At 62.5% G+C, this 22,430-nt stretch carries 23 protein-coding genes and 1 tRNA gene; 13 read left to right on the top strand and 11 right to left on the bottom strand.

Going from position 1 to position 22,430, the window contains the following annotated elements; translation table 11 throughout:
* Position 1: 1 nt before the first annotated feature.
* From ACGYKA_RS14385 to ACGYKA_RS14425, 9 genes are all read left to right on the top strand, one after another.
* On the top strand, positions 2–1,309 hold the full coding sequence (locus tag ACGYKA_RS14385; RefSeq protein ID WP_394411741.1) for a replication-associated recombination protein A: 1,308 nt from the start codon (positions 2–4) through the stop codon (positions 1,307–1,309).
* Between the two features lie 31 nt (positions 1,310–1,340).
* On the top strand, positions 1,341–1,694 hold the full coding sequence (locus ACGYKA_RS14390; protein WP_394411738.1) for a fluoride efflux transporter FluC: 354 nt from the start codon (positions 1,341–1,343) through the stop codon (positions 1,692–1,694).
* Positions 1,691–2,737 (top strand): RluA family pseudouridine synthase, encoded by a 1,047-nt coding sequence (locus ACGYKA_RS14395; RefSeq protein WP_394411735.1) that lies wholly within the window; start codon positions 1,691–1,693, stop codon positions 2,735–2,737. Before ACGYKA_RS14390 ends, ACGYKA_RS14395 begins: the two co-directional genes overlap by 4 nt.
* A complete protein-coding gene (locus tag ACGYKA_RS14400; RefSeq protein ID WP_394411732.1) occupies positions 2,734–3,417 on the top strand; it encodes an HAD-IA family hydrolase in 684 nt (227 codons plus the stop codon). The genes ACGYKA_RS14395 and ACGYKA_RS14400 overlap by 4 nt, the downstream gene beginning before the upstream one ends.
* A complete protein-coding gene (locus ACGYKA_RS14405; RefSeq protein WP_394411729.1) occupies positions 3,414–4,127 on the top strand; it encodes an ATP12 family chaperone protein in 714 nt (237 codons plus the stop codon). The genes ACGYKA_RS14400 and ACGYKA_RS14405 overlap by 4 nt, the downstream gene beginning before the upstream one ends.
* Positions 4,128–4,320: 193 nt before the next feature.
* Positions 4,321–5,337, top strand: a complete 1,017-nt coding sequence (locus ACGYKA_RS14410) for an amino acid ABC transporter substrate-binding protein (protein WP_209218372.1) — start codon at positions 4,321–4,323, stop codon at positions 5,335–5,337.
* Between the two features lie 242 nt (positions 5,338–5,579).
* Positions 5,580–6,794: an amino acid ABC transporter permease gene (locus ACGYKA_RS14415; protein WP_067263100.1), complete on the top strand. Its 1,215-nt coding sequence runs from the start codon at positions 5,580–5,582 to the stop codon at positions 6,792–6,794.
* 3 nt (positions 6,795–6,797) lie between these two features.
* On the top strand, positions 6,798–8,096 hold the full coding sequence (locus tag ACGYKA_RS14420) for an amino acid ABC transporter permease (protein WP_271692981.1): 1,299 nt from the start codon (positions 6,798–6,800) through the stop codon (positions 8,094–8,096).
* A gap of 14 nt (positions 8,097–8,110) precedes the next feature.
* Positions 8,111–8,878, top strand: coding sequence for an amino acid ABC transporter ATP-binding protein (locus ACGYKA_RS14425; protein WP_067263096.1), 768 nt, complete (start codon positions 8,111–8,113; stop codon positions 8,876–8,878).
* 62 nt (positions 8,879–8,940) lie between these two features.
* On the opposite strand, the gene ACGYKA_RS14430 is transcribed toward ACGYKA_RS14425, so the two are convergent.
* From ACGYKA_RS14430 to rpmH, 10 genes are all read right to left on the bottom strand, one after another.
* Positions 8,941–9,435, bottom strand: coding sequence for a SixA phosphatase family protein (locus ACGYKA_RS14430; protein ID WP_394411726.1), 495 nt, complete (start codon positions 9,433–9,435; stop codon positions 8,941–8,943).
* Between the two features lie 66 nt (positions 9,436–9,501).
* Positions 9,502–10,365: an acetylglutamate kinase gene (gene argB, locus ACGYKA_RS14435; RefSeq protein WP_394411723.1), complete on the bottom strand. Its 864-nt coding sequence runs from the start codon at positions 10,363–10,365 to the stop codon at positions 9,502–9,504.
* A gap of 37 nt (positions 10,366–10,402) precedes the next feature.
* Positions 10,403–11,053 (bottom strand): ribosome biogenesis GTP-binding protein YihA/YsxC, encoded by a 651-nt coding sequence (gene yihA / locus ACGYKA_RS14440; protein WP_067263087.1) that lies wholly within the window; start codon positions 11,051–11,053, stop codon positions 10,403–10,405.
* Positions 11,053–11,790 (bottom strand): MOSC domain-containing protein, encoded by a 738-nt coding sequence (locus ACGYKA_RS14445; RefSeq protein WP_394411720.1) that lies wholly within the window; start codon positions 11,788–11,790, stop codon positions 11,053–11,055. The genes yihA and ACGYKA_RS14445 overlap by 1 nt, the downstream gene beginning before the upstream one ends.
* Positions 11,790–13,661, bottom strand: coding sequence for a membrane protein insertase YidC (yidC, locus tag ACGYKA_RS14450; RefSeq protein ID WP_394411717.1), 1,872 nt, complete (start codon positions 13,659–13,661; stop codon positions 11,790–11,792). The genes ACGYKA_RS14445 and yidC overlap by 1 nt, the downstream gene beginning before the upstream one ends.
* Before the next feature lie 303 nt (positions 13,662–13,964).
* Positions 13,965–15,506, bottom strand: coding sequence for a putative bifunctional diguanylate cyclase/phosphodiesterase (locus ACGYKA_RS14455; RefSeq protein ID WP_394439073.1), 1,542 nt, complete (start codon positions 15,504–15,506; stop codon positions 13,965–13,967).
* A gap of 107 nt (positions 15,507–15,613) precedes the next feature.
* Positions 15,614–16,483, bottom strand: a complete 870-nt coding sequence (gene ttcA / locus ACGYKA_RS14460) for a tRNA 2-thiocytidine(32) synthetase TtcA (RefSeq protein WP_394411711.1) — start codon at positions 16,481–16,483, stop codon at positions 15,614–15,616.
* A 66-nt stretch (positions 16,484–16,549) separates the two neighbouring features.
* Positions 16,550–16,771: a membrane protein insertion efficiency factor YidD gene (yidD, locus tag ACGYKA_RS14465; protein ID WP_394411708.1), complete on the bottom strand. Its 222-nt coding sequence runs from the start codon at positions 16,769–16,771 to the stop codon at positions 16,550–16,552.
* Entirely contained in the window at positions 16,768–17,190 is a 423-nt protein-coding gene (gene rnpA, locus ACGYKA_RS14470; RefSeq protein ID WP_067267461.1) for a ribonuclease P protein component, read from the bottom strand. Before rnpA ends, yidD begins: the two co-directional genes overlap by 4 nt.
* Before the next feature lie 26 nt (positions 17,191–17,216).
* A complete protein-coding gene (rpmH, locus tag ACGYKA_RS14475) occupies positions 17,217–17,351 on the bottom strand; it encodes a 50S ribosomal protein L34 (RefSeq protein WP_007118882.1) in 135 nt (44 codons plus the stop codon).
* Between the two features lie 316 nt (positions 17,352–17,667).
* Here rpmH and ACGYKA_RS14480 point away from each other — a divergent pair, with 316 nt between their 5' ends.
* The 4 genes from ACGYKA_RS14480 to ACGYKA_RS14495 all read left to right on the top strand — a co-directional run bounded on the left by ACGYKA_RS14480 (position 17,668) and on the right by ACGYKA_RS14495 (position 21,367).
* Positions 17,668–18,402 (top strand): TVP38/TMEM64 family protein, encoded by a 735-nt coding sequence (locus tag ACGYKA_RS14480; RefSeq protein WP_394418351.1) that lies wholly within the window; start codon positions 17,668–17,670, stop codon positions 18,400–18,402.
* Complete coding sequence (locus ACGYKA_RS14485; RefSeq protein ID WP_394411702.1) at positions 18,399–19,820, top strand: dihydrolipoyl dehydrogenase family protein; 1,422 nt, start codon at positions 18,399–18,401, stop codon at positions 19,818–19,820. Before ACGYKA_RS14480 ends, ACGYKA_RS14485 begins: the two co-directional genes overlap by 4 nt.
* An 8-nt stretch (positions 19,821–19,828) precedes the next feature.
* A complete protein-coding gene (locus ACGYKA_RS14490; RefSeq protein ID WP_394411699.1) occupies positions 19,829–21,214 on the top strand; it encodes a sensor histidine kinase in 1,386 nt (461 codons plus the stop codon).
* A gap of 76 nt (positions 21,215–21,290) precedes the next feature.
* Positions 21,291–21,367 (top strand) — tRNA-Arg (locus tag ACGYKA_RS14495).
* A 38-nt stretch (positions 21,368–21,405) separates the two neighbouring features.
* Here the strand turns inward: ACGYKA_RS14495 and ACGYKA_RS14500 are convergent.
* Complete coding sequence (locus ACGYKA_RS14500; protein WP_394411696.1) at positions 21,406–22,047, bottom strand: 2-hydroxychromene-2-carboxylate isomerase; 642 nt, start codon at positions 22,045–22,047, stop codon at positions 21,406–21,408.
* Positions 22,048–22,430 lie beyond the last annotated feature (383 nt).

The following is a 22,430-nucleotide window of genomic DNA, read 5'->3' on the forward strand; positions in this document are numbered from 1 at the left end:
CGTGGCGGATTTGTTCGGAGAGACGGAAGAGGCGGAAGAGGGCGGCCACCGCCCCTTGGCCGACCGGCTGCGGCCGAAGTCGCTTGGCGAGGTGATCGGGCAGGAAAAGGTGCTCGGCCCCGATGCGCCGCTTTCGGTGATGTTGGCCGCCGGGGCGCTGTCTTCGCTGATCTTCTGGGGGCCGCCCGGTGTGGGCAAGACCACGATCGCGCGGCTGCTGGCGGATGAGACCGATCTTCATTTCGTGCAGATCAGCGCAATTTTTTCGGGCGTGCCGGAACTGCGCAAGGTTTTTGACGCGGCCAAGATGCGCCGCCGTCAGGGGCAGGGAACGCTGCTCTTCGTCGACGAAATCCACCGTTTCAACAAGGCACAGCAGGACGGCTTCCTGCCGCATATGGAGGATGGCACCATCCTTCTGGTCGGCGCCACCACGGAGAATCCGAGTTTCGAGCTCAACGCCGCTGTGCTCAGCCGCGCGCAGGTGCTGGTGCTGGAGCGCCTGCCGCATGACGATCTGGAACGCTTGGCGCAGCGGGCGGAACGCGAGCTGGGCAAACCCCTGCCGCTGCAACCCGAAGCGCGTGAGGCGCTTTTGGAGATGGCCGATGGCGACGGGCGGGCGCTGCTCAATCTGATCGAGCAGGTGACCGCGTGGAAAGACGATGCCCCACTCGACAAGGCGGGCCTGTCGAAACGCCTCATGCGCCGCGCGGCGCAATACGACAAGTCGGGGGATTCGCATTACAACCTCATCTCGGCCCTGCATAAATCCATGCGCGGCTCGGACCCGGACGCGGCGCTTTACTGGCTGGCCCGGATGCTGGAGGGCGGCGAGGACCCGCGCTACCTGATGCGGCGCATTACTCGGATGGCGGTGGAGGACGTCGGCCTTGCCGATCCGCAGGCGCAGGCCTTCTGCCTGCAGGCATGGGAGACCTACGAGCGCCTCGGCAGCCCCGAAGGGGAGTTGGCCATCGCGCAGGCGCTGACCTACATCTGCCTCGCGCCGAAATCCAACGCCGTCTACAAGGCCTACAAGGGCGCGCGGCGTCTGGCGCGCAGCACCGGGTCGGAGCCGCCGCCGAAACATATCCTCAACGCGCCCACGAAGTTGATGAAGGACCAAGGCTACGGCACGGGCTATGCCTATGACCACGATGCCGAGGACGGGTTCTCGGGGCAGAACTACTTTCCTGACACGATGGAGCGGCCGAGCCTTTACGAGCCGGTCGAACGCGGTTTCGAGCGGGAGTTGAAAAAGCGGCAGGATTACTTTGCCGGGCTGCGCGCAAAGCGGAAAACTTGACTCCGGGCCGCGCAAGCGCGATGGGGTGTCGATGATGAAAACACTGATCATGGTGGCGCTCGGCGGCGCTCTGGGCGCGTCACTGCGCTACCTTGTCGGTCTGGCCGTCGGGTTTCCGCTGGGCACGCTCGCGGTCAACGTCGCAGGCTCGCTCGCCATCGGGTTGGTCTGGGTCGCGCTTGCCGACAAGGCGCTGCTGCTGCCCTTCCTGATGACCGGGCTGCTGGGCGGTTTCACGACCTTCTCGGCGTTTTCACTCGACACGTTGCGCCTGCTTGAGGCAGGCCGCGCCGCTGTCGCATTTTCATATGTGGGGGCCTCGGTGATCTTGTCGCTGGCCGCCTGTTTGCTGGGCCTCTGGTTGGCCCGAGAGGTATTGGCATGAGCCGCGTACAGACAGTGACCGTCGCCGAGGGTGATGGCGACCAGCGGCTCGACCGCTGGTTCAAGCGGATGTTTCCGCAGATCAATCAGGGCCTCATCGAGAAGATGTGCCGCAAAGGCGAGATCCGTGTCGATGGGGGCCGGGTCAAGGCCAACACGCGGCTCGAGGCGGGCCAGCAGGTGCGCGTGCCGCCGCTGCCCGATGCCGCGCCGCCCCCGCCGCCCAAACGGACACGCATCACCGAGGCGGATGCCAAGATGATCCGCAACTGCGTGATCTACCGCGACGACCATGTCATCGCGCTGAACAAGCCCGCCGGGCTGGCGGTGCAGGGCGGCTCCGGTCAGGCCGACCGCCACGTCGACGCGCTGTCCGAGGCGCTCATTTTCGATGCCGAGGAAAAGCCGCGCCTCGTGCACCGACTCGACCGCGATACCTCGGGCGTGCTGCTCTTGGCGCGCACCCGTGCGGCGGCCAAATCGCTGACGGCGGCAATGCGGCACCGCGAGACGCGCAAGATCTACTGGGCCATCGTCGCGGGCGTGCCCACGCCGTATTTGGGCGAGATCAAATACGGTCTGGTCAAGGCCGGCGGCCATGGCCGCAAGGGCGAGGGCGAAAAGATGATCGCCGTGCACCCGCGCGACATGGACGACACGCCGGGCGCGAAACGCGCGCATACGCTTTATGCAACGCTCTTCCGCGTCGGCTCGCGCGCGTCTTGGGTGGCGATGGAGCCGGTCACGGGCCGCACCCACCAGCTGCGGGCGCATATGGCCGAGATCGGGCATCCGATCGTCGGTGACGGCAAATACGGCGGCTCGGGGCAGGAGAACCTCGGCGACGGCTGGGGCGCGCAATTGGGCGGGATCATCTCGAAGAAGCTGCATCTGCACGCGCGGATGATGCGTTTCGAACATCCGCACACGCGCAAGGTGGTGACGATCACCGCCGAACTGCCCGACCATATGGCGCATAGCTGGGACACCTTCGGCTGGACCGAGGATCTCGCCGAAGAAGACCCTTTCGAGTCGCTGCAATGAGCAAACCGCTCCGTTTGGTGATTTTTGACGTCGACGGCACGCTGGTCGACAGCCAAGGCGATATCGTCGCGGCGATGACGGCGGCCTTCGCGGCTGTGGAGGCGCCCGCGCCAACGCGGGCCGAGATCCTGTCGATCGTCGGCCTATCGCTGGATGTGGCGGTGACGGTGCTGGCCCCCACGCGCCCGGCGGGGGATCACCTTGCGATGGTTGAAGCCTATAAGGCTGCCTATATGACACTGCGGGCCGAGGCGGGGGTGGCGCAATCCTCGCCGCTTTACCCCGGCGCGGTTGAGACGTTGCGGCGTCTTCACGCAGAGCCGGAGGTGCTGTTGGGCGTCGCCACGGGCAAGTCGAAACGCGGGTTGGATAAGCTGATCGCCGGTCACGGGCTGGAGGGGCTTTTCATCACGCAGCAGGTGGCGGATTTTCATCCCTCCAAGCCACATCCGTCGATGATCCAACAGGCGATGGCCGATGCCGGGGTGGGGCCTGAGGCCACGGTGATGATCGGCGACACCTCTTTCGACATGGACATGGCCGCCGCTGCCGGGGTGACCGGGATCGGCGTCAAATGGGGCTATCACGGCCCGGAACGGCTGGCCGCCGCCGCGCATCTGGTCGAGAATTTCGCGGCGCTGCCCGCCCTGCTGGAACAAATCTGGAGCATTCCCGCATGAGTGACTGGAAAGCCAAACGCTTTTGGAAAGACGCCGCTGTGGTCGGGGTCGAAGACGGTTTCACCGTCGAGTTGGACGGCCGCCGGGTGAAAACCCCGGCCAAGCGCCCGCTGACCCTGCCCACCCGCGCCATGGCCGAGGCCGTGGCCGCCGAATGGCAGGCGCAGGAGAAACAGATTGACCCGCGTACCATGCCGGTGACCAAGACCGCCAATGCCGCGCTCGACAAGGTGGCGGTGCAAAAGGCCGAGGTCGTCGAGATGCTCGCGGCCTATGGCGACAGCGATCTTCTGTGCTACCGCGCCGACAGCCCCGAAGGTCTGGTCGCCCGGCAAGCGGCTAAGTGGGATCCGATGCTGGACTGGGCGGCGCAAACCCTTGGCGTGCGGTTGGAGACGCGGGAGGGCATCATGCATGAGCCGCAAGCGCCCGAAGCCCTGGCCGAGTTGCACCGGCGGACGGGGGCGCTCGATCCCTTTGAACTGGCGGCTTTTCATGACCTTGTGAGCCTCACCGGCTCGCTTATCCTTGGCTTTGCCGCGCTGGAACAGGCCTTTGACCCCGAGGAGATTTGGGCCCTGTCGCGGCTGGATGAGACATGGCAGGCCGAGCAATGGGGCCGCGATGACGTGGCCGAGCAAGAGGCCGAAATCAAGCGGCAGGCGTTTTTACATGCATGTGCAATAATAGTGCTTTGCAAAGCTGCTTAACTTGATAAAAGCTTTGCAACGCGATGTGAAAACCCGCCCTGATTTTGCCCATCGCGCCCTTGACCTTCAAACCTGAATCCGCCCACACTGCTTTTCATTGAGCAGGGGAAACCCTGCACAAGATCGCTTTCGGCGTCATCTGGCGTCGGATTAACCGCCAGTGAACGTGGCGGACTATCAGGAAGAGGTAAAAATGAAAAAAACCGTAATTTTTGGCGCGCTGACCGTTGCTGGCCTTGCGGCCGGTGCTGCTGGTGCCGCCACGCTTGATGACGTCAAAGCCCGTGGCAAGCTGAACTGTGGCGTGACCACCGGCCTTGCTGGCTTTGCCGCGCCGAACGCCAACGGCGAATGGGAAGGTTTCGACGTGGCCGTGTGCCGTGCCGTTGCCGCCGCCGTTCTGGGCGACAAGAACGCCGTGGAATTCGTGCCAACAACTGGCAAGACCCGCTTCACCGCGCTGGCCTCGGGCGAGATCGACTTCCTCGCACGGAACACCACATGGACCTTCAGCCGCGACACCGACCTGAAGTTCGACTTCATCGGCGTGAACTACTACGACGGTCAGGGCTTCATGGTCCCGAAAGCGCTTGGCGTTTCCTCGGCCAAGGATCTGGACGGCGCGACCGTCTGCATCCAAACCGGCACCACCACCGAGCTGAACCTCGCGGACTTCTTCCGCAAGAACAACATTAGCTACGAGCCGGTCCCCGTTGAAACCAACGCCGAAGGCCAGCAGCAGTACCTCGCCGGTGCCTGCGACACCTACACCACCGACGCATCGGGCCTTGCCGCGACACGCGCGACCTTCGAAAACCCCGATGAGCACGTGCTGCTGCCCGAAATCATCTCGAAAGAGCCGCTGGGCCCGCTGGTCCGCCACGGCGACAACGATTGGGGCGACATCACCCGTTGGGTGCTGAACGCGCTGATCGCTGCCGAAGAACTGGGCATCACCTCGGCCAACATCGAAGAGATGACCGGCAACACCAACAACCCCGAAGTTGCCCGCCTTTTGGGCACCGAGGGCACATTGGGTGAGATGATCGGCCTCGACGCCGACTGGGCCAAGCGCGCCATCATGGCCGAAGGCAACTACGGTGAGATCTTTGCCAAGAACATCGGCGAAGAGACACCGATCGGTCTGGCACGCGGGCTGAACGCCCAGTGGACAGACGGTGGCCTGCTTTACGCACCGCCCTTCCGCTAAATAGCGAAGCGAGGGGCGCGGGAATTCCTGCGCCCCTTGCGCCTCTGGCCGGTGGGGCTGCCTGCCTCTGGCCAACAAAAGCTCCCTACTGACAAGAAGAACGGTCAAAAAACGACTGACGAAACCCCAACGAGACAATAAAAACCCACGATCGAGATAAATCGATCTACGACCAAAAATGATTCGGCCAAGGTGCGCCAAATGCACCGATAAAAAACAAGCCGGAACACAGGGATACATACATGACGACATTCTCCGACCCTCCCAAGGCGTCGTTCCGGCCATCTATGCTGTTGAGCGACACCCGCTATCGGTCGATCACCTTTCAGGTGATCGCGCTGGCGCTGCTGGTCACGGCGATCTGGTATCTGGGATCGAACCTTGCCGCGAACCTGCGCGCTGCCGGGTTGAACATCTCTTTCCAGTTCCTCGGAAATCCGGCGGGCTATGACATCAACCAGACGCTGATCCCTTATACCAGCCAATCGTCGAACCTTCAGGCGGCTTGGGTCGGGATCATCAACACGCTGCTGGTGTCCTTCCTTGCCTGTGTCACGGCCACGATCTTTGGCGTCATCGCCGGGGTTCTGCGCCTCTCGAACAACTGGCTCGTGCGCAAGCTGATGGCCGGCTACGTCGAGATTTTCCGCAACATCCCGGTGCTGATCTGGATCCTGATCATCTACACCATCATGACCGCCGCGATGCCCGCGCCTTCGGCCTTCCGCGGTGACGATCCGGCCTCGACCATGATGCTGGGCTCTTTCGCCTTCACCAACCGGGGCGTCTATATTCCCGGGCCGGTCTGGGGGCCGGGGTCGATGATCGTGGTGGCGACCTTTGTCGCCTCGGTGATCGGCGTCTTTGCCTACCGCCGCTATGCGACCAAGCTGCTTTATGACACCGGTCGCCTGCTGCCGATGCTTTGGCCTTCGGTCGCGATCCTGTTGCTGCCGACGATCATCATGTTCTTCATCATGGGCATGCCGATCGGGCTGGATTACCCCGCGCTGAAGGGCTTCAACTTCCGCGGCGGCATCCAGATCGGCGCGCCGCTGATCGCGCTGTGGTTCGCCTTGTCGATCTACACCGGTGCCTTTATCGCCGAGAACGTCCGCGCCGGCATTCAAGCGGTCAGCAAGGGCCAGTCCGAAGCCGCTGCTGCCTTGGGCCTGCGGTCGGGCCGGATCATGAACCTTGTGGTGCTGCCGCAGGCGCTGCGGGTGATCATCCCGCCGCTCATTTCGAACTACCTGAACATCACCAAGAACTCCTCGCTGGCGATCCTCGTGGGCTATGCCGACATCACCGCGACGCTGGGCGGGATCACCCTGAACCAGACCGGGCGGGCGATCGAATGCGTGGTTCTTCTGATGCTCTTCTACCTCGTCATCTCGCTGGGCATCTCCATGGTGATGAACGTCTACAACAACGCAACGAAGCTGAAGGAGCGTTAAGCCATGTCAGACACACATGCTGAATCCATCGCCTTCGTGCGTGAAACCTCGCTGCCGCCTGCGGCCCCGCCGGATAAGGTCGGCGGCCCGTTGAAATGGGTGAAGGACAACCTGTTCCCGACATGGGCGAATGCGATCCTGACGATTGTGGCGCTCTATTTCCTCTATCTTCTGGTCTCCGGCTCTCTGCCGTGGCTGTTGAACGGCGTCTGGTCGGCGAGCAGCCTGTCGGAATGTCGCGAGATTTTGGACGGCGCGACCGGGGCCTGTTTCTCGGTGCTGAGCGAGCGTTGGCATCAACTGCTCTTTGGTTTCAAATATCCCAGCGATCAATACTGGCGTCCCACCCTCGCGCTGGTGCTGCTGTTCCTTGCCGCCGCACCCGTGCTCTTCATCGACCTGCCGCGCAAGCTGCTGCTTTTCACCGGCGTTTACCCGTTCCTCGCCTTCTGGCTGATCTGGGGCGGGCCGATCTGGGGGCCGATCTTCGCGCTCTTGGGCGTCGTGGCGGGCTATGTCGTCTATAGCCGCCTGGTGCAGAAGAGCTTTGCCATGGCGCTGGCGGGCGGCGTCGTCGCTGCGGTGATCGTCTGGTATATCGGCGGCTTCATTGGGGAGGCGCTGCGCCCTGCCTCGCCGCTGCTGCAAGCGATCCCCAGCCGTGACCTTGGTGGTTTCATGCTTAACATGATGCTGGGCATCACCTGCGTGTCGCTGTCGCTGCCCATCGGCATCGCACTGGCTCTGGGGCGTCAGTCTCACCTGCCGATCGTCAAGGGCATCTGCGTGGTCTTTATCGAATTCGTCCGCGGCGTGCCGCTGATCACGCTCTTGTTCGTGGCGAACGTAATGCTGGCCTATTTCTTCCCGCCGGGCTCGGGGGTGGACCTCTTCATCCGCGTGGTGATCATGATCACCATGTTCTCCTCGGCCTATATCGCCGAGGTGATCCGGGGTGGCCTCGCCGCGCTGCCGAAGGGCCAGTACGAGGCCGCCGACAGCCTTGGCCTCGACTACCCGCAGGCGATGCGGCTGATCATCCTGCCGCAGGCGCTGAAGATCTCGATCCCGGGCATCGTGAACATCGCGGTGGGCCTGTTCAAGGACACCACGCTGGTCTCGGTGATCTCGCTGTTTGACATCATCGGCATGATCCGCGGACCGATCCTCGCCTCGACCGACTGGAACGGCGTTTATTGGGAGCTTTTCCTCTTTGCTTCCGTGCTGTTCTTCATCGTCTGCTACGGCATTTCTCAATATTCGCAGTGGCTGGAACGCCGTCTTGCGACTGACCATCGTTAAGGGAGGGTTCTCGCATGGCTGAGACCGCACAAATGAAAGTATCCGACGAAGTCGCGATCCGCATCGACAACATGAACAAGTGGTACGGGGCCTTCCACGTGCTGCGCGACATCAACCTGACCGTGCATCGGGGCGAGCGGATCGTGATCTGCGGGCCATCGGGCTCGGGCAAGTCGACGCTGATCCGCTGCATCAACGCACTGGAAGAGCATCAGAAGGGCACCATTGAGGTCGATGGCACGCTGCTAAGCTCGGACCTCAAGAACATCGACAAGATCCGCTCAGAGGTCGGCATGTGCTTCCAGCACTTCAACCTCTTCCCGCATCTGACGATCCTTGAGAACTGCACGCTGGCGCCGATCTGGGTCCGCAAGACGCCCAAGAAGGAAGCCGAAGAAACGGCGATGCATTTCCTTGAAAAGGTGAAAATCCCCGATCAGGCCAATAAGTATCCCGGCCAGCTTTCGGGCGGTCAGCAGCAGCGTGTGGCGATTGCCCGTTCGCTCTGCATGCGCCCGCGGGTCATGCTGTTCGATGAGCCGACATCGGCCCTCGACCCCGAGATGATCAAGGAGGTGCTCGACACGATGATCGAGCTTGCCGAAGAGGGCATGACCATGCTCTGCGTGACCCATGAGATGGGCTTTGCCCGTCAGGTGGCGAACCGCGTGATATTCATGGACGAAGGCCAGATTGTTGAGCAGAACGAGCCGGAGGCTTTCTTCAACAACCCGCAAAGCCCGCGCACGCAGCTGTTCCTGAGCCAGATCCTCGGGCACTGAACCGCGTAAATCGGACCAAGGTAAAACCTGCGCCCCGGCCATTTGGTCGGGGCGTTTGCGTTTCAAACCAGTTGTTTGGGGACGGTGAAGGCGTGCAGCACTCCGCTGCTGGGGGCCACCTCGGCCCAGCTCTCAACCGCGAAATCCATCACCGTCGTCGCGCCCGAGGGGTAGCGATCAAAGGCTTCCTGTTCGGGCGGCTGCTGCAACAGCCCTGCGGCGGCGGCGGCGATGCCGGGGTTATGCGCCACCAGCAGCAGCGTGTTGCCTGTGCCGCGCTGGCGCAGGCTGGTGATGATCTGATCAGGCTCGGCGAGGTAAAGTTGGCGAAGGTACTCCACCTGACAGCCCTCAGGCAGCGCCAAGCGGGCGCAGGTTTCGCGGGTGCGGGCCGCCGTTGAGCAGAGCACCGCATCAGGCAGCAGCGCCTCTGCGCGCAGCCAGTTGCCGAGGGCTTGGGCCGCCCCGCGCCCGCGGGCATTCAGGGGGCGGTCATGATCGCTGGTCCCATGGGACCAGTCCGATTTCGCGTGTCGCATCAGGATCAGGCGGCGCATGTCGTTCCTTTCACTGCTCAGCCCATCATAGGCGCGAAGCAGGGGCAGGGGGCAAGCGCTTTGGGCCTAGCCCTTGCGAATGATGCTGCCCGCGCCGTGTTCGGTGAAAAGCTCCAACAGGCAGGCATTGGGCGCGCGCCCGTCGAGGATGACCGCCGCCCGCACACCGCCTTCGAGCGCGTCCAGCGCGGTTTGCACCTTGGGAATCATCCCGCCCGCAATGGTGCCATCGGAGATCATCTCGTTGATTTGGCTCGCCGTCAGGTCGGTCACAACCTCGCCGTTGCCGTCCTTGACGCCCGCCACATCCGTCAGCAGCAGCAAGCGGTCGGCCTCCAACGCGCCCGCGATGGCGCCAGCGGCGGTGTCGCCGTTGATGTTATAGGTCTCCCCCCTGTGGCCCATGCCGAGCGGCGCGATGACGGGAATGATGCCCTTGTCGGCAAAGTCCCGCAGGATGCGCGGGTTGACCTGTGTCGGGTTGCCCACGAGGCCTAGAGCGGGGTCTTCGGGGTCGCAAACGATCAACCCGCTGTCTTTTCCCGAAACACCAACCGCGCGGCCACCTTGCTCCGAGATCGCCTGCACGATCCGCGCGTTGACAAGGCCCGAGAGCACCATCTCGACCACTTCCATGGTCGCGGCATCGGTCACCCGTTTGCCGTTCACGAATTCGGATTTGATGTTCAACCGCGCCAGCATGTCGTTGATCATCGGGCCGCCGCCATGGACGATCACCGGGTTCACCCCCACCTGCCGCATCAGCGCGACATCGCGGGCAAATTCGTCCATCGCTTCGTCGCTGCCCATCGCATGGCCGCCCAGTTTGATGACCACGGTGGCATCGGCGTAGCGTTGCAAAAAGGGCAGAGCTTGGCTGAGGGTTTGGGCGGTGGCGATCCAGTCGCGGTTCATGTCTTGCGTTCTCATCTGTTGACCCATGGGAAGCCGATAGCGGCGGGAGGTGCTATACCAGCGTGGCGATGATGGCACGCAGCGTAGGGATGCCCCAGCCCTTTTCCGAAGATGTGACGACAATCTCCGGGTAGGCGGCGGGGTGTTTGCTCAGCGCGTCTTTCACCTGTGATAGGATCTTTGCGCGTTCGGCTTCTTTCACCTTATCTGCCTTGGTCAGCACGACCTGAAAGGTGACGGCGGAACTGTCGAGCAGGGACATGATCTCATCATCGACCTTCTTGACCCCATGGCGCGCGTCGATCAGCACGAAGGCGCGGCGCAGGGTCTGGCGGCCCGAGAGGTATTGTTTCAGCAGGCGCTGCCACTTCTCGACCACTGGCAGCGGCGCATTGGCATAGCCATAGCCCGGCAGGTCGACGAGGTAGTGCTCTTCCCCGGCGGTGAAAAAGTTGATCTCTTGCGTGCGGCCCGGCGTGTTCGACGCCCGCGCCAGCGCTTTCATCCCGGTCAGCGCGTTGATCAGCGTCGATTTCCCGACGTTGGAGCGCCCGGCAAAGCAGACCTCCATCCGGTCGGGGGGCGGCAGCCCGTCCATCGCCACCACGCCTTTGACGAATGTCGTCTCACCGGCGAAAAGCATCCGGCCCTTCTCGGCGCTCGGGGCGTCCGGCTCTTCGGCGATGGTGTAGTTCACTTGCATCAGATCAGCTCCAGTTCGTCGCCCACGGCGATCTCTCCGCCCTTGGTGACGGTCAGGGTAACACCGAAATCCCGGTGACCCAATTGGTCGAGTGCGGCGAGCGTGTCCACGTCGCGCGCGCCGGTGTCGGTGTTGACGGTGGTGGCAAGGCAGCGGGTGATGCGTTTGGAGACATGCAGCCGTGCTTCGCCGATTTTCAGATCGCACCCCAGCCAGTCGAACTCGGCCCAAGGGGCCGCACCGTCAAACCAGATGTTGCCGCGCCAGCGGGCGGTTTGCAGCGGGGCAGCTGCCAATTCTTCGACGGCGCGATGGGAGGTGAGGCTGTTGAGCGAGAGCGTCGGCTCTGCGCTGTCGGTATAGCCGCGGCCATCGAGACGGAGGATATCCACCGGGGCAGCGCGGCCTTCGGCCACCAGCGGGCGCACCCAGTCGAGGAAGGCAGCCTGTTCGCGATCCGGGTGGAAGGTGATTTCCCCGCGCGTCGGGTGGCGCAGGGTGAGCATCTCAGTCGTCTCATCCAGCTTGGCCGTGATCGCCTGCAACTGCGGCGAAGAGGCCCCCCGGGTGAAATTCAAACACCGCGCCCAGTCTCCCGGCGCGGCTTTGGAGGCGTCATGGGCCACGGCCCAGAGCCGGTCATAGGGCATGGATTGCCCGGCGCGCAGGGTCACACGCTCAACCGTCTCGCGGCCATGGGCCTTGAGCGGATGCCGGTTGAGCGCGGTGACCTGCATCACTTTTTCGACTTGCCCGATTTGGGCTTGGCATCCGCATTGGCGGCAGCGCTCTTGGGCGTGCGTTTGAAGCCGCCTTTGATGTTGCCCCAGAGGTCAGGTTTGTAACCCTGGCTGCGCATGATCAGATATTGCTGGGTGAAAGTGATCGTGTTGTTGGCGATCCAGTACACCACCAAGCCGCTCGCGAAACCGCCCAGCATGAACATGAAGACCCAAGGCATCCATGCAAAGATCATCTGCTGTGTCGGGTCGGTGGGCGCCGGGTTCAGCTTTTGCTGCAAGAACATGGAGATACCCAAGAGCAGCGGCAGGATGCCGATGAAGATCAGCGCCAGCATCGAACCCGGCTCGGGCGCGGCATAGGGCAAGAGACCCCAGAGGTTCATGATCGACGTCGGATCGGGCGCGCTGAGGTCTTGGAACGGGCCAAAGAAGGGCGCGTGGCGCAGTTCGATCGTGACGAAAATCACCTTGTAGAGCGAGAAAAAGATCGGGATTTGCAGCAGGATCGGCAGGCAGCCCGCAGCAGGGTTCACCTTGTTCTTCTTATAGAGCTCCATCATGCCTTGCTGCATCTTCTGACGGTCGTCGCCCGCTTCTTTCTTCAGCTTTTCCATCTCGGGCTGAAGCTCTTTCATCCGCGCCATGGAGACGTAGGATTTATAGGCCAGCGGGAAGAGGACAGCCTTGATCAGCAGCGTCAGGCCGATGATGGCGACCCCCATGTTGCCGATAAGTTTGTTCAGCTCATGCAGCAGCCAGAAGATCGGCTTGGTCAGGAAGAAGAACCAGCCCCAGTCGATGCTGTCGATGAATTTGGCGACGCCGGAAGACTGGTAATCCTGAAGGGTTTCCCACTCCTTGGCACCGGCGAAAAACTTGCTGGAGGTGCTCACGCTTTCGCCTGCAGCGACCGAGCGGGTCGGCTGGCGGGTGAAGGCGCGGTAGGTGTCCGCGCGTGGGTCATAGGTGAGCGCCTGTTCAAAGGTTTCGCCCGCGTCGGGGATCAGCACCGCCTGCCAATAGTGATCGGTAAAGCCGACCCAGCCCTCGGTGACGCCTTCGGTGACCACGGCGGGGCGGCCCCAGGTGCTGTTCACATCGGCTTCGGCGATATCGTCCCAATCGACTTCGGCAAGTTCACCATTGGCCATGGCCACGGCGCCTTCATGCAGGATGAAGAAGCTTTTCAGGTCTTCGGGCAGCCCGTGCTGCGCGATCATGCCGAAGGGGGCGAGGTTCACTGCGCCTTCGCCGTTGTTGGTCACGCTTTGGGTGATGTCGAACATATATTGGTCATCGACCGAGATGGTGCGGGTAAAGACCTGCCCGGCGCCATTGTCCCAAGTGAGGGTCACGGGGCTGTCGACGCCCAGCGTTTCGCCCTCGCTCAGGGTCCAAAGCGTGTCGACACCCGGGACGGCATCGGGGGCGAGGCCCGAACCGGCGGCCCAACCGTGCAGCGCATAGTAAGCATCGCTCGACCCTTCGGGGGAGAGCAGGGTCACGATTTCGGCATCCGCGTCGAGCGTGGTTTGGTAATCGTTCAGTTTCAGATCGTCGATCCGACCGCCCATGAGCGAGATGGAGCCGCTGACCTTGTCGGTCGCGATTGCCACGCGGGGCGCTGCTGCCAGTGCCGCGCGGCGGCCTTCGGGGGCGGCGCCTTCGCCATCTTCCGTGCCGGGCGCGGCCGCGGTATCGGCGGTGGAGGCGGGAACCGAAGTGCCTTCGACAGTCTCGCTGATCTCGGTACCGGGTTCCAATGCTGGGTCGGCTTCAGGGGGCGGGAACAGAAGGAACCACACGAGGATGACGGCAAAGCTGAGCGCCGTGGCAAGGATGAGATTCTTGTTCTGTTCGTCCATGGGGACCGCCACCTGATGTCTTTGAATATCACGGGGGTTCAACAGAGTGCGGGGCCAAAGGTCAAGTGGAATCGGGCGGGATGAAGGGGGATGCAGGGTGGTTTTGGTCCATCTGGCATGGGTTTTGCGGAGTTTCGCCGGGGGCGGTTGCGGGGGAGCGGTGGCCTCGGCATTGAACGGGGCAGGGGGCGAAGGGTGTGACCGTAATTCGGGGCGCGGGGTGTTCTCCTCTGCCTCGGGCCTCTTCGGCAGTCGCGACCTCCGTCGCTTAATGCCCCGGGCCGGTGCTAAGCACAGAGCCCGCTAGGTGGCACGCCCATTCATGATGCGCGGCACGTCTTGCAGTTTCGCGTTGTGGCGGGCGATCCAATCGAGTGTTTGCTCAAAGGGCATGGGGCGGGCGATGCCGAATCCCTGCACATGGTCGCAGCCGAGTTGGGCGAGTAAGACATGCTCCCCCACCGTTTCCACACCTTCGGCGAGGGTCTCAATGCCCAGTCGTTCGGCCATGGTGAGAATGGCGCTGATCATGCGCTGTTGGTCGGGGTCGCGGTCGGCCTTCATGACGAAAGAGCGATCGATCTTGATCCGGCTGACGGAGAAGCGGCGGATGGATGCGATGGAGGCATGGCCCGTGCCGAAGTCGTCAAGATCGATGCGGCAACCGAGCTTGCGCAGGGCATTGATATTGCGGGTGATCACATCGTCGGCAGTCGAGGCGACGACGGTTTCCAGCACTTCGATCGCGAGCCGGTCGGGGGACAGGTCGAACCGGTCCAGCTCCCAAGTGATTTTGTCGATGAGCCGGGGGTTGGCAAGTTCACCCCCGGCGAAATTCACCCCGATCTGCGGCACCACGGTGCCGGACCCATCCCAGGCTTTGAGGGCGGCGAAGGCGTGGTACATCATTACTTCGGCCAAACGCTCCAACAGGCCTGCCTCTTCGACGGCGGGCAGGAAATCCGAAGGGGGGATCATGCCCTGTACCGGATGGTTCCAGCGCGCCAAGGCTTCAAAGCCGGTGATTTGGCCTGTGTCGGTTGAGATTTGCGGCTGGAACCATGGTTGAATTTGGCCGCTGTCCAAGGCCTGCGCGACCTCTTCGCGCAGTTCGGCGCGGCTTTCGGTTTCCCGGCGCATCTGGTCGGAAAAGGCGCGAATGGAGGAGGGGCCACGCCGCTGCGCACTGCGCAGGGCGGTGGCAGCGGCGGCAAGCCATGCGGCGGCATCCCCGCCCGGGGTGCGGGTGTTAAGGCAAAAGCCGACGGAGGCCGTGAGGTAGATCGTAACCCCATCGATGAAAAATGGTTCTTCCAAAGCGGATTGTAGCCGCCCGGCCAGTTGAATGCAGAGTTCAAGGTCAAGCTGCCGTACCGGGGCCGTGCAGACGGCGAACCGCGCCTCTCCCATTTTGCCGATGAGATCATCGTCGCGCAGGGCGCCCTGCAATCGTTCGCCGCTTTGCGGCAGGACCGTGTCGGCGGCGGTTTGACCGTGGCGTTCGATGATTTGGTCAAGCCCTTCGAGCGCGATGAAACATGTGGCCGACAAACGCCCCCGCGAATGGGTGGTTTGAAAAACTTGTTCGGCCAACTCCTCAAAAGCGCTGCGTTGTAGGATGCCGCCGCGCGCGTCTTGGGGTGTCTGAGAATTCCCGCCAAAGCGCTGCCCCGCAAGGAAAAGAAGCGGCAGCGCAGCGGAGGCGGCGATCAGGGCCATTTCGCCGCCAATCCAAAAGGCCAGCAGCATCAGCGCGGGGAGGAAGGCCAAAGCAGCCTGACCGCTGAGCAAAGCGGCGAACGACTGCCGCAGCTGCGTGAGCCCGGAAAGCCGGTGAGTTGCCATCGCGATATCCCTTCCCAATACGCGCAATGCCTGCGCTGACGGGGGAGGGATATCGCCTTTAGGGTGTGCTGTGGGTTAACAGAACCCGCTTTTTTGCGGATTATTATCTAAAATTGTTCTTGCTCCGTACCCTCAACGTTCCGCATGAGCCCGGCGAAGTCGAAAAGCTTGGGATCCAGCAGGTGCGAGGGGCGGGCGTTCATCAGCGCGCGGAACATGACTTGCCGACGACCGGGGCTATTGGCCTCCCACCCGTCGAGAATCGCCTTTACCTGCTGCCGCTGAAGCCCGTCCTGCGAGCCGCAGAGATCGCAGGGAATGATCGGGTAGTTCATCGCCGTGGCAAAACGCTCGCAATCGCTTTCCGCGACATGGGCGAGGGGGCGGTAGACAAAAAGATCGCCTTCCTCGTTAACCAATTTGGGCGGCATGGTCGCCAGTCGTCCGCCGTGGAAAAGGTTCATGAAAAAGGTTTCGAGGATGTCATCCCGGTGATGCCCCAATACCACGGCAGAGCAGCCCTCCTCCCGTGCGATCCGGTAGAGATTGCCCCGGCGCAGGCGGGAGCAGAGCGCGCAGAAGGTCCGCCCGGCGGGGACCTTATCCATCACGATTGAATAGGTGTCTTGATATTCGATGCGATGCGGCACGCCCATCTTTTCAAGGAATTCCGGCAGCACGGTCGCCGGGAAATTTGGCTGCCCCTGATCGAGGTTGCAGGCCAAAAGCTCCACCGGCAGCAGGCCGCGCCATTGCAGCTCGTGCAGAACCGCAAGCAGGGTATAGCTGTCTTTGCCGCCTGACAGGCAGACCAGCCATTTCGGCTTGGGTGCGCCTTGGGCGGTCGGCTCAACCATGCTGTATTGATCAATCGCCTCGCGGGTCATGCGGACGATGCGTTTGCGCAGTTTCTTGAACTCGGTGCTTTGCGGTGCACCGGCAAAGAGGGGGTGAATCTCGTCGGTTTCGTCCAGCATCGTCGGTCTCTCACTATCAGCTTGGCTTCACCTAGGGCATTTTGCCCCTTTGCCGCAAGCGCGGCGCTAATCGGGAACGTTGTCGATCCCGCTTTGACCCCAAGGGTGGCAACGCGCGATCCGGCGGACGGCCAGCCATCCGCCCCGCAGCCCGCCGTGTTTTTGCAAGGCTTCAAGCGCATAGGCGCTGCAGGTGGGCTGATAGCGGCAGTTATGCCCGACCCATGGGCTGAAGATCAGCCGATAGCCGCGCACGGGCAGGGCAAGAAGCGCGGCCAAGGGAGTCATTTTCGGACCCCGTGCAGAATATCCAGCGCGCGGGCCAGATCGGCGAGCAATTGATCAAAGGGCAGGGTGGCTGTCGCCTCGCGCCGCCCGACAAAGACATAGTCCATGCCCGCGCGCCCGGCCTGCGGCAGGGTGAGCCGCGCGATCTCGCGCAGGCGGCGCTTGGCGCGGTTGCGGGCCACGGCATTGCCGACCTTCTTGGAACAGGTGAATCCCACGCGAATGGGCGCCGCGCTGGGCTCATCCTCCCGGCGGGGTCGCATTTGTAGAATGAAGCCGGGGGTGGCCACGCGTTTGGCGCGGCTGGCACGTTGGAAATCCGCCCGTTTGGTCAGGGTCTCCAGACGCAGAGAAACCGCCGGGGCAGGGTTCCCCTTCGTGGCGCAAGTGCCATTCAAGGGTGCCTCCGGCGGTGTCATATTCTGGTTCCGAAGATCGAGGGCGCTTATGCGCTCAGCGATTTCCGGCCCTGTGCACGGCGTGCATTGATGATCTTACGGCCGGCTTTGGTGGCCATGCGCGCGCGGAAACCATGGCGCCGCTTGCGCACGAGGTTCGAGGGTTGAAAGGTGCGTTTCATCGCTCCGTCTCCATCTAAAGCTGGCTGGGCACGGAATCACTTGAAGGTTCCACCGCGGCCAGCGTCAATTCAAGCCCGTCCTCTAATGCGGCGGGACGCGCAAGTCAAACCCCCTGACAGGGAAAAACCGCGCTTTGCAACAAAATGCCGGTTTGCGGGGCCGGAATTGTTTCAGTTCACCCCGTAACTTGGCAAAATCGCCCTTTCCCGCACAAGTCCCATCAAGCGCGCGTGAGGAGCCTGTTCCCGCGCCCCGCTTCACGCCATCATTGAGGAAAGCGAAATTGGTCTGATGCAGGCCCAAGGAAGTGTGAAAATGAGCCGCAATGACCAAAGTAAACCCGCGCTGATGCGCTATCTGCCCCTTGCGCTGATCGCCGTCGTCGCGGCCATCGGGGCCTTAACCCTGCGCGATTACCTGAGTTTCGACGCGCTGCGTGACAATCGCGAGGCAATGATCGCCTTTCGCGACAGCAACTACCTGTTGACCGCGCTTGTCTTTGTCGCCGCCTATGTCGTGATCGTGGCCTTTTCCCTGCCGGGGGCCACGGTGGCCACTTTGACGGGCGGCTTCCTCTTCGGGCTGTTTCCGGGCGTGCTTTATAATGTCAGTGCTGCGACCTTGGGCGCGGTGGTGATCTTTCTGGCCGCGCAATGGGGCCTTGGCGCACGGTTGAAAGAGCGGATGGACGCCTCTGAGGGCATGGTGCGCAAGATCAAGGCGGGGATCGACGACAACCAGTGGTCGATGCTCTTCTTTATCCGGCTGGTGCCGGTGGTGCCCTTCTTTGTCGCGAATCTGCTGCCGGCCTTTCTCGGTGTGCCGCTGTTTCGCTTCGTGATCTCGACATTTTTCGGAATCATGCCGGGGGCCTTGGTCTTTACCTCGGTGGGCGCAGGGCTAGGTGCGGTTTTCGCCCGGGGTGAGTCGCCCGACCTTGGGATTATTTTCGAGCCGCATATTCTATTGCCCATTCTGGGCCTTTGCGTGCTGTCGCTGCTGCCCGTGGCGATCAAGACATTTACCGGTAAGAAGGACCTGCTGAAATGACCAACCGTATCAAGACCGACGTTCTGATCATCGGCGCAGGCTCTGGCGGGTTGTCGGTGGCGGCGGGGGCCGTGCAGATGGGCGCGGATGTGACCCTGCTGGAAGGGCATAAGATGGGCGGCGATTGCCTGAACTATGGCTGCGTGCCCTCCAAGGCGCTGATCAAGACCGGCAAGACCGCCTATACCCAGCAACACAGCGCGCAATATGGGGTGGAGGCTGCCGCCGGGGTGGTCGACTACGCCGCCGCCAAGGATCACGTGGCCGATGTTATCTCGCAAATCGCGCCGGTCGATTCGGTTGAACGGTTTGAGGGCTTGGGCGTGCGGGTGATCCGCGAATACGGGCATTTCATTTCCGATAGAGAGGTGCAGGCGGGCGATACCATCATCACCGCGCGGCGCATCGTCGTGGCCACCGGCTCCTCTCCGCTGGTGCCGCCGATTCCGGGGTTGGAGGATGTGCCTTATGAGACGAATGAGACCCTCTTTGATCTGCGCGAGAAGCCCGAGCATCTGATCATCATCGGGGGCGGCCCCATCGGCATCGAGATGGCGCAGGCGCATGTGCGGATGGGCTGCAAGGTCACCGTGATCGAAGGCAGCCGCGCGCTTGGCAAGGATGACCCCGAGTTGTCCGAGGTGGTGTTGCAGACCATGCGGGACGAGGGGGTGGTTTTCGAGGAAGGCAGCGATGCGGCCAAGGTCAGCGGTGCGGCGGGGGCGATCACGGTCGAGACCAAGGATGGCCGCGTGATCAAGGGCTCGCATCTGCTGATGGCCGTGGGGCGCAAGAGCAACATCGACCGGCTCGATCTGGATAAGGCCGGGGTGGAGACCACCAAGGCAGGCATCAAGGTCGACGACAGCCTGCGCAGCAGCAACCGCCGGGTCTATGCCATTGGCGATGTGGCGGGCGGGCTGCAATTTACCCATGTGGCAGGCTATCACGCCGGGGTGGTGATCCGCTCGATCCTCTTTGGTCTGCCGAGCAAGACGAAGCTGCACCATATCCCATGGGTCACCTATGCCGCGCCGGAACTGGCGCAGGTGGGGCTGACCGAAGCGCAGGCGCGCGAAGAGCATGGCGACAAGCTGGAGGTCGTGCGGTTCCACTATAACCACAACGACCGCGCGATTGCCGAGCGTCAGACCAAAGGGTTCATCAAAGTCATGGTGGTCAAGGGCCGCCCGGTTGGCGCCAGCATCGTCGGCCATCAGGCGGGCGAATTGATCACCCTGTGGTCGCTTGCGCTGGTCAATAAGATGAAGATGAGCCAGATTGCTGCTATGGTTGCCCCTTACCCCACGATCTCGGAGATTAACAAACGCGCGGCGGGGGCCTATTTCAGCCCGCGCCTGTTCGAAAGCGCTCTGGTCAAAACGGTGGTGCGCGCCGTGCAGCGCTTTTTGCCCTGAGATCGCCCATGATCCACTCGCTTTCTGGCCGCCTGCTGATCCTCACTACCATCTTTGTGATGCTGGCCGAAGTGCTGATCTTTGTCCCCTCCATCGCGCGGTTCCGCGAGGAATATATGCTGACGCGGTTGGAGCGGGCGCAGATCGCCTCGCTGGCGCTTTTGGCAGACGACATGCTCGACCCGGAGTTGGAAGAGGAACTGTTGCGCAACGCCGAGGTGTTCAACGTGGTGCTGCGCCGGGATGAGGCGCGGCAATTGGTGCTGGCGTCGCCCATGCCGCGCATGGTGTCGCAGACCTATGATTTGCGCGATGCCTCGGCGACGGTCTTGATCCGCGATGCGATGCTGCGGCTGTTCCGCCCGGGGAATGAGGTGGTCCGCGTGATCGGCGCGCCGGTGCGCGAAGCGGGGCTGTTGATTGAGGTCACGATGGAGACAGCGCCCATGCGTGTCGCCATGCTCGACTACGGGATTCGCATCCTCATCCTCTCGGCGGTGATCTCGGTCATCACGGCGGTGCTTTTGTTCTTTGCCATGCGGGCCTTGCTGCTGAAACCGATCAAACGGGTCGCAGGACATATGCAGCGCTATGCCGCCGCGCCCGAAGATGCGCGGCGGATCATTGAACCTTCCGCCAGCGTGACCGAATTGCGCGAGGCCGAAGAGGCGCTTCAGAAGCTGCAAACCGACCTCACGCAGGCGCTTAAACAGAAAGAGCGTTTGGCCCAGTTGGGCAGTGCCGTTAGCAAGATCAGCCACGATCTGCGCAACATCCTCACTTCTGCCCAACTGTTCACCGACCGGATCGAAATGTCCGAAGACCCGACCGTCAAGCGGATGGCGCCCAAGCTTGTGGGGTCGATCACCCGGGCGGTGCACCTATGCGAATCGACGCTGGCCTTCGGCAAGGCCGAAGAACCGGGGCCGACGCTGACGCTCATGCCGCTCGAAGAGCTGGTGGAAGAGGTCATAGACGGCGAACGCCTTGCCGATCCCGAAAGCATCGTGCGCTTTGCCGCTGATATTCCCGCGAATCTCACCGTGCGCGCGGACCCTGAGCAAATGTACCGCGTGCTGGCCAATCTCATGCGCAACGCCCGGCAGGCGATCACCGCCACCGGCAAACCGGGCGAGGTCTATCTGCGGGCCGAGGATATGGGCGAGGCATGGTGCATCACCGTCAGCGATACCGGCCCCGGCCTGCCGCCCAAGGCGCGGGAGTATCTCTTCACCGCCTTTCAGGGCGGAGCGCGCAAGGGTGGCTCCGGTTTGGGGCTGGTGATCGCCTCCGAACTGGTGCGTGGCCACGGCGGCAGTCTTGCGCTGCGCAACAGCGGGCCGGAGGGCACGGTTTTTGACATAACACTCCCCAAGGGGGACGGCGCCCTGTAGATTTTTGAAGAAAATTGCATTTCCTTGAAACGAGGGCTTGCAACTCCCCGGGGCTAAGACTAAACCCCCGCTCAGTGGACCGATAGCTCAGCTGGATAGAGTACCTGACTACGAATCAGGGGGTCGGGGGTTCGAATCCTCCTCGGTCCGCCACTACCCAAAATTGAAGAACACGGCCCTTTCGGGGCGTCTTATCCGTCTCGCGGCGGGTTGTAGAAACCTGTGTCGCGGTAGGGCTGGTCAAAGGCGTGGTCCATCAGTTCCAGATGGTCTTGGCCGTAATACATGTCACCATTCAGAAAATAGCTGGGCGAGCCAAAGATGCCGCGGGCAATGGCCTCTTCAGTGTTTTGGGCGTGGATTGCCTGCACATTCTCTTCCATCGCCCGTGCGATCAGCCCGTCGCAGTCGGGATCGACCGCTTCAGTCGCGCGGCGCAGATGCGCGGGATTCGCGAGATCGATATCATCGCGCCAATGGGCCTGAAGAATCGCAAAGGAAAGCGCGTCGACATCCCGCCCCGCCTGAGCGGCGGCGATCAGGTAGCCGTTTGCAAGGTTCAGTGGGTTGTCGTGGTGGGTCGGGCGGTGGTTGAGAATTTCCAGGCCGCGATACTGCGCCCAACGCTCGATCTCTCGTCCAAAGAAATAGTCTATGTAATGGGGCGTGAAACCGCGGAAATGGCTGACACGGCCTGAGACGATCACGGGGGTGAGGTCAAAGGGGCGATGCACCAGCCGCGCACCGCGGGCCGCGCAAATCTTCAAGAGCTTGCGATGCCCCAGATAGGCATAGGCGGAATGGGCGGAATAAAAATATTCAATGGTGTCCAATGTCGGCTCCCTCCGGTTTTGCCAGCATCATGGCGGAAACCGGCGGGGAGACAAGGACGGGGGCCGAAAGCCGAGTGCGGAATAGCGGGGGGGCCGTAACGGGGCGCTTCTAACCGCGCTGACGCCTCAATACCGGCGGTTATGCAATCTGTTCGCGCGGGGGCGGGGGGCGATTGCGCGGACCTTTCGAGGCTGGGGGCGTTGCTTGGCCATGAATGCCAGTGCCGCCACCGCGGCCATGATCAGGATCAAGAGTTCGTAAGTCCACATGAGCCATTCCTCCTAGGGCATGTTCATAAGGTTAACCTTAGCGATGCCCGATGGGTTCCGTCTTGGCCGGGATGGTGGCGGCCTTTGGCCGGGGCCGCAAGTCAAAAAGGCCG

It is taken from the genome of Sulfitobacter sp. 1A15106, from assembly GCF_043556995.1.
In the GTDB taxonomy this organism is placed as follows: Bacteria; Pseudomonadota; Alphaproteobacteria; order Rhodobacterales; family Rhodobacteraceae; genus Sulfitobacter; species Sulfitobacter faviae.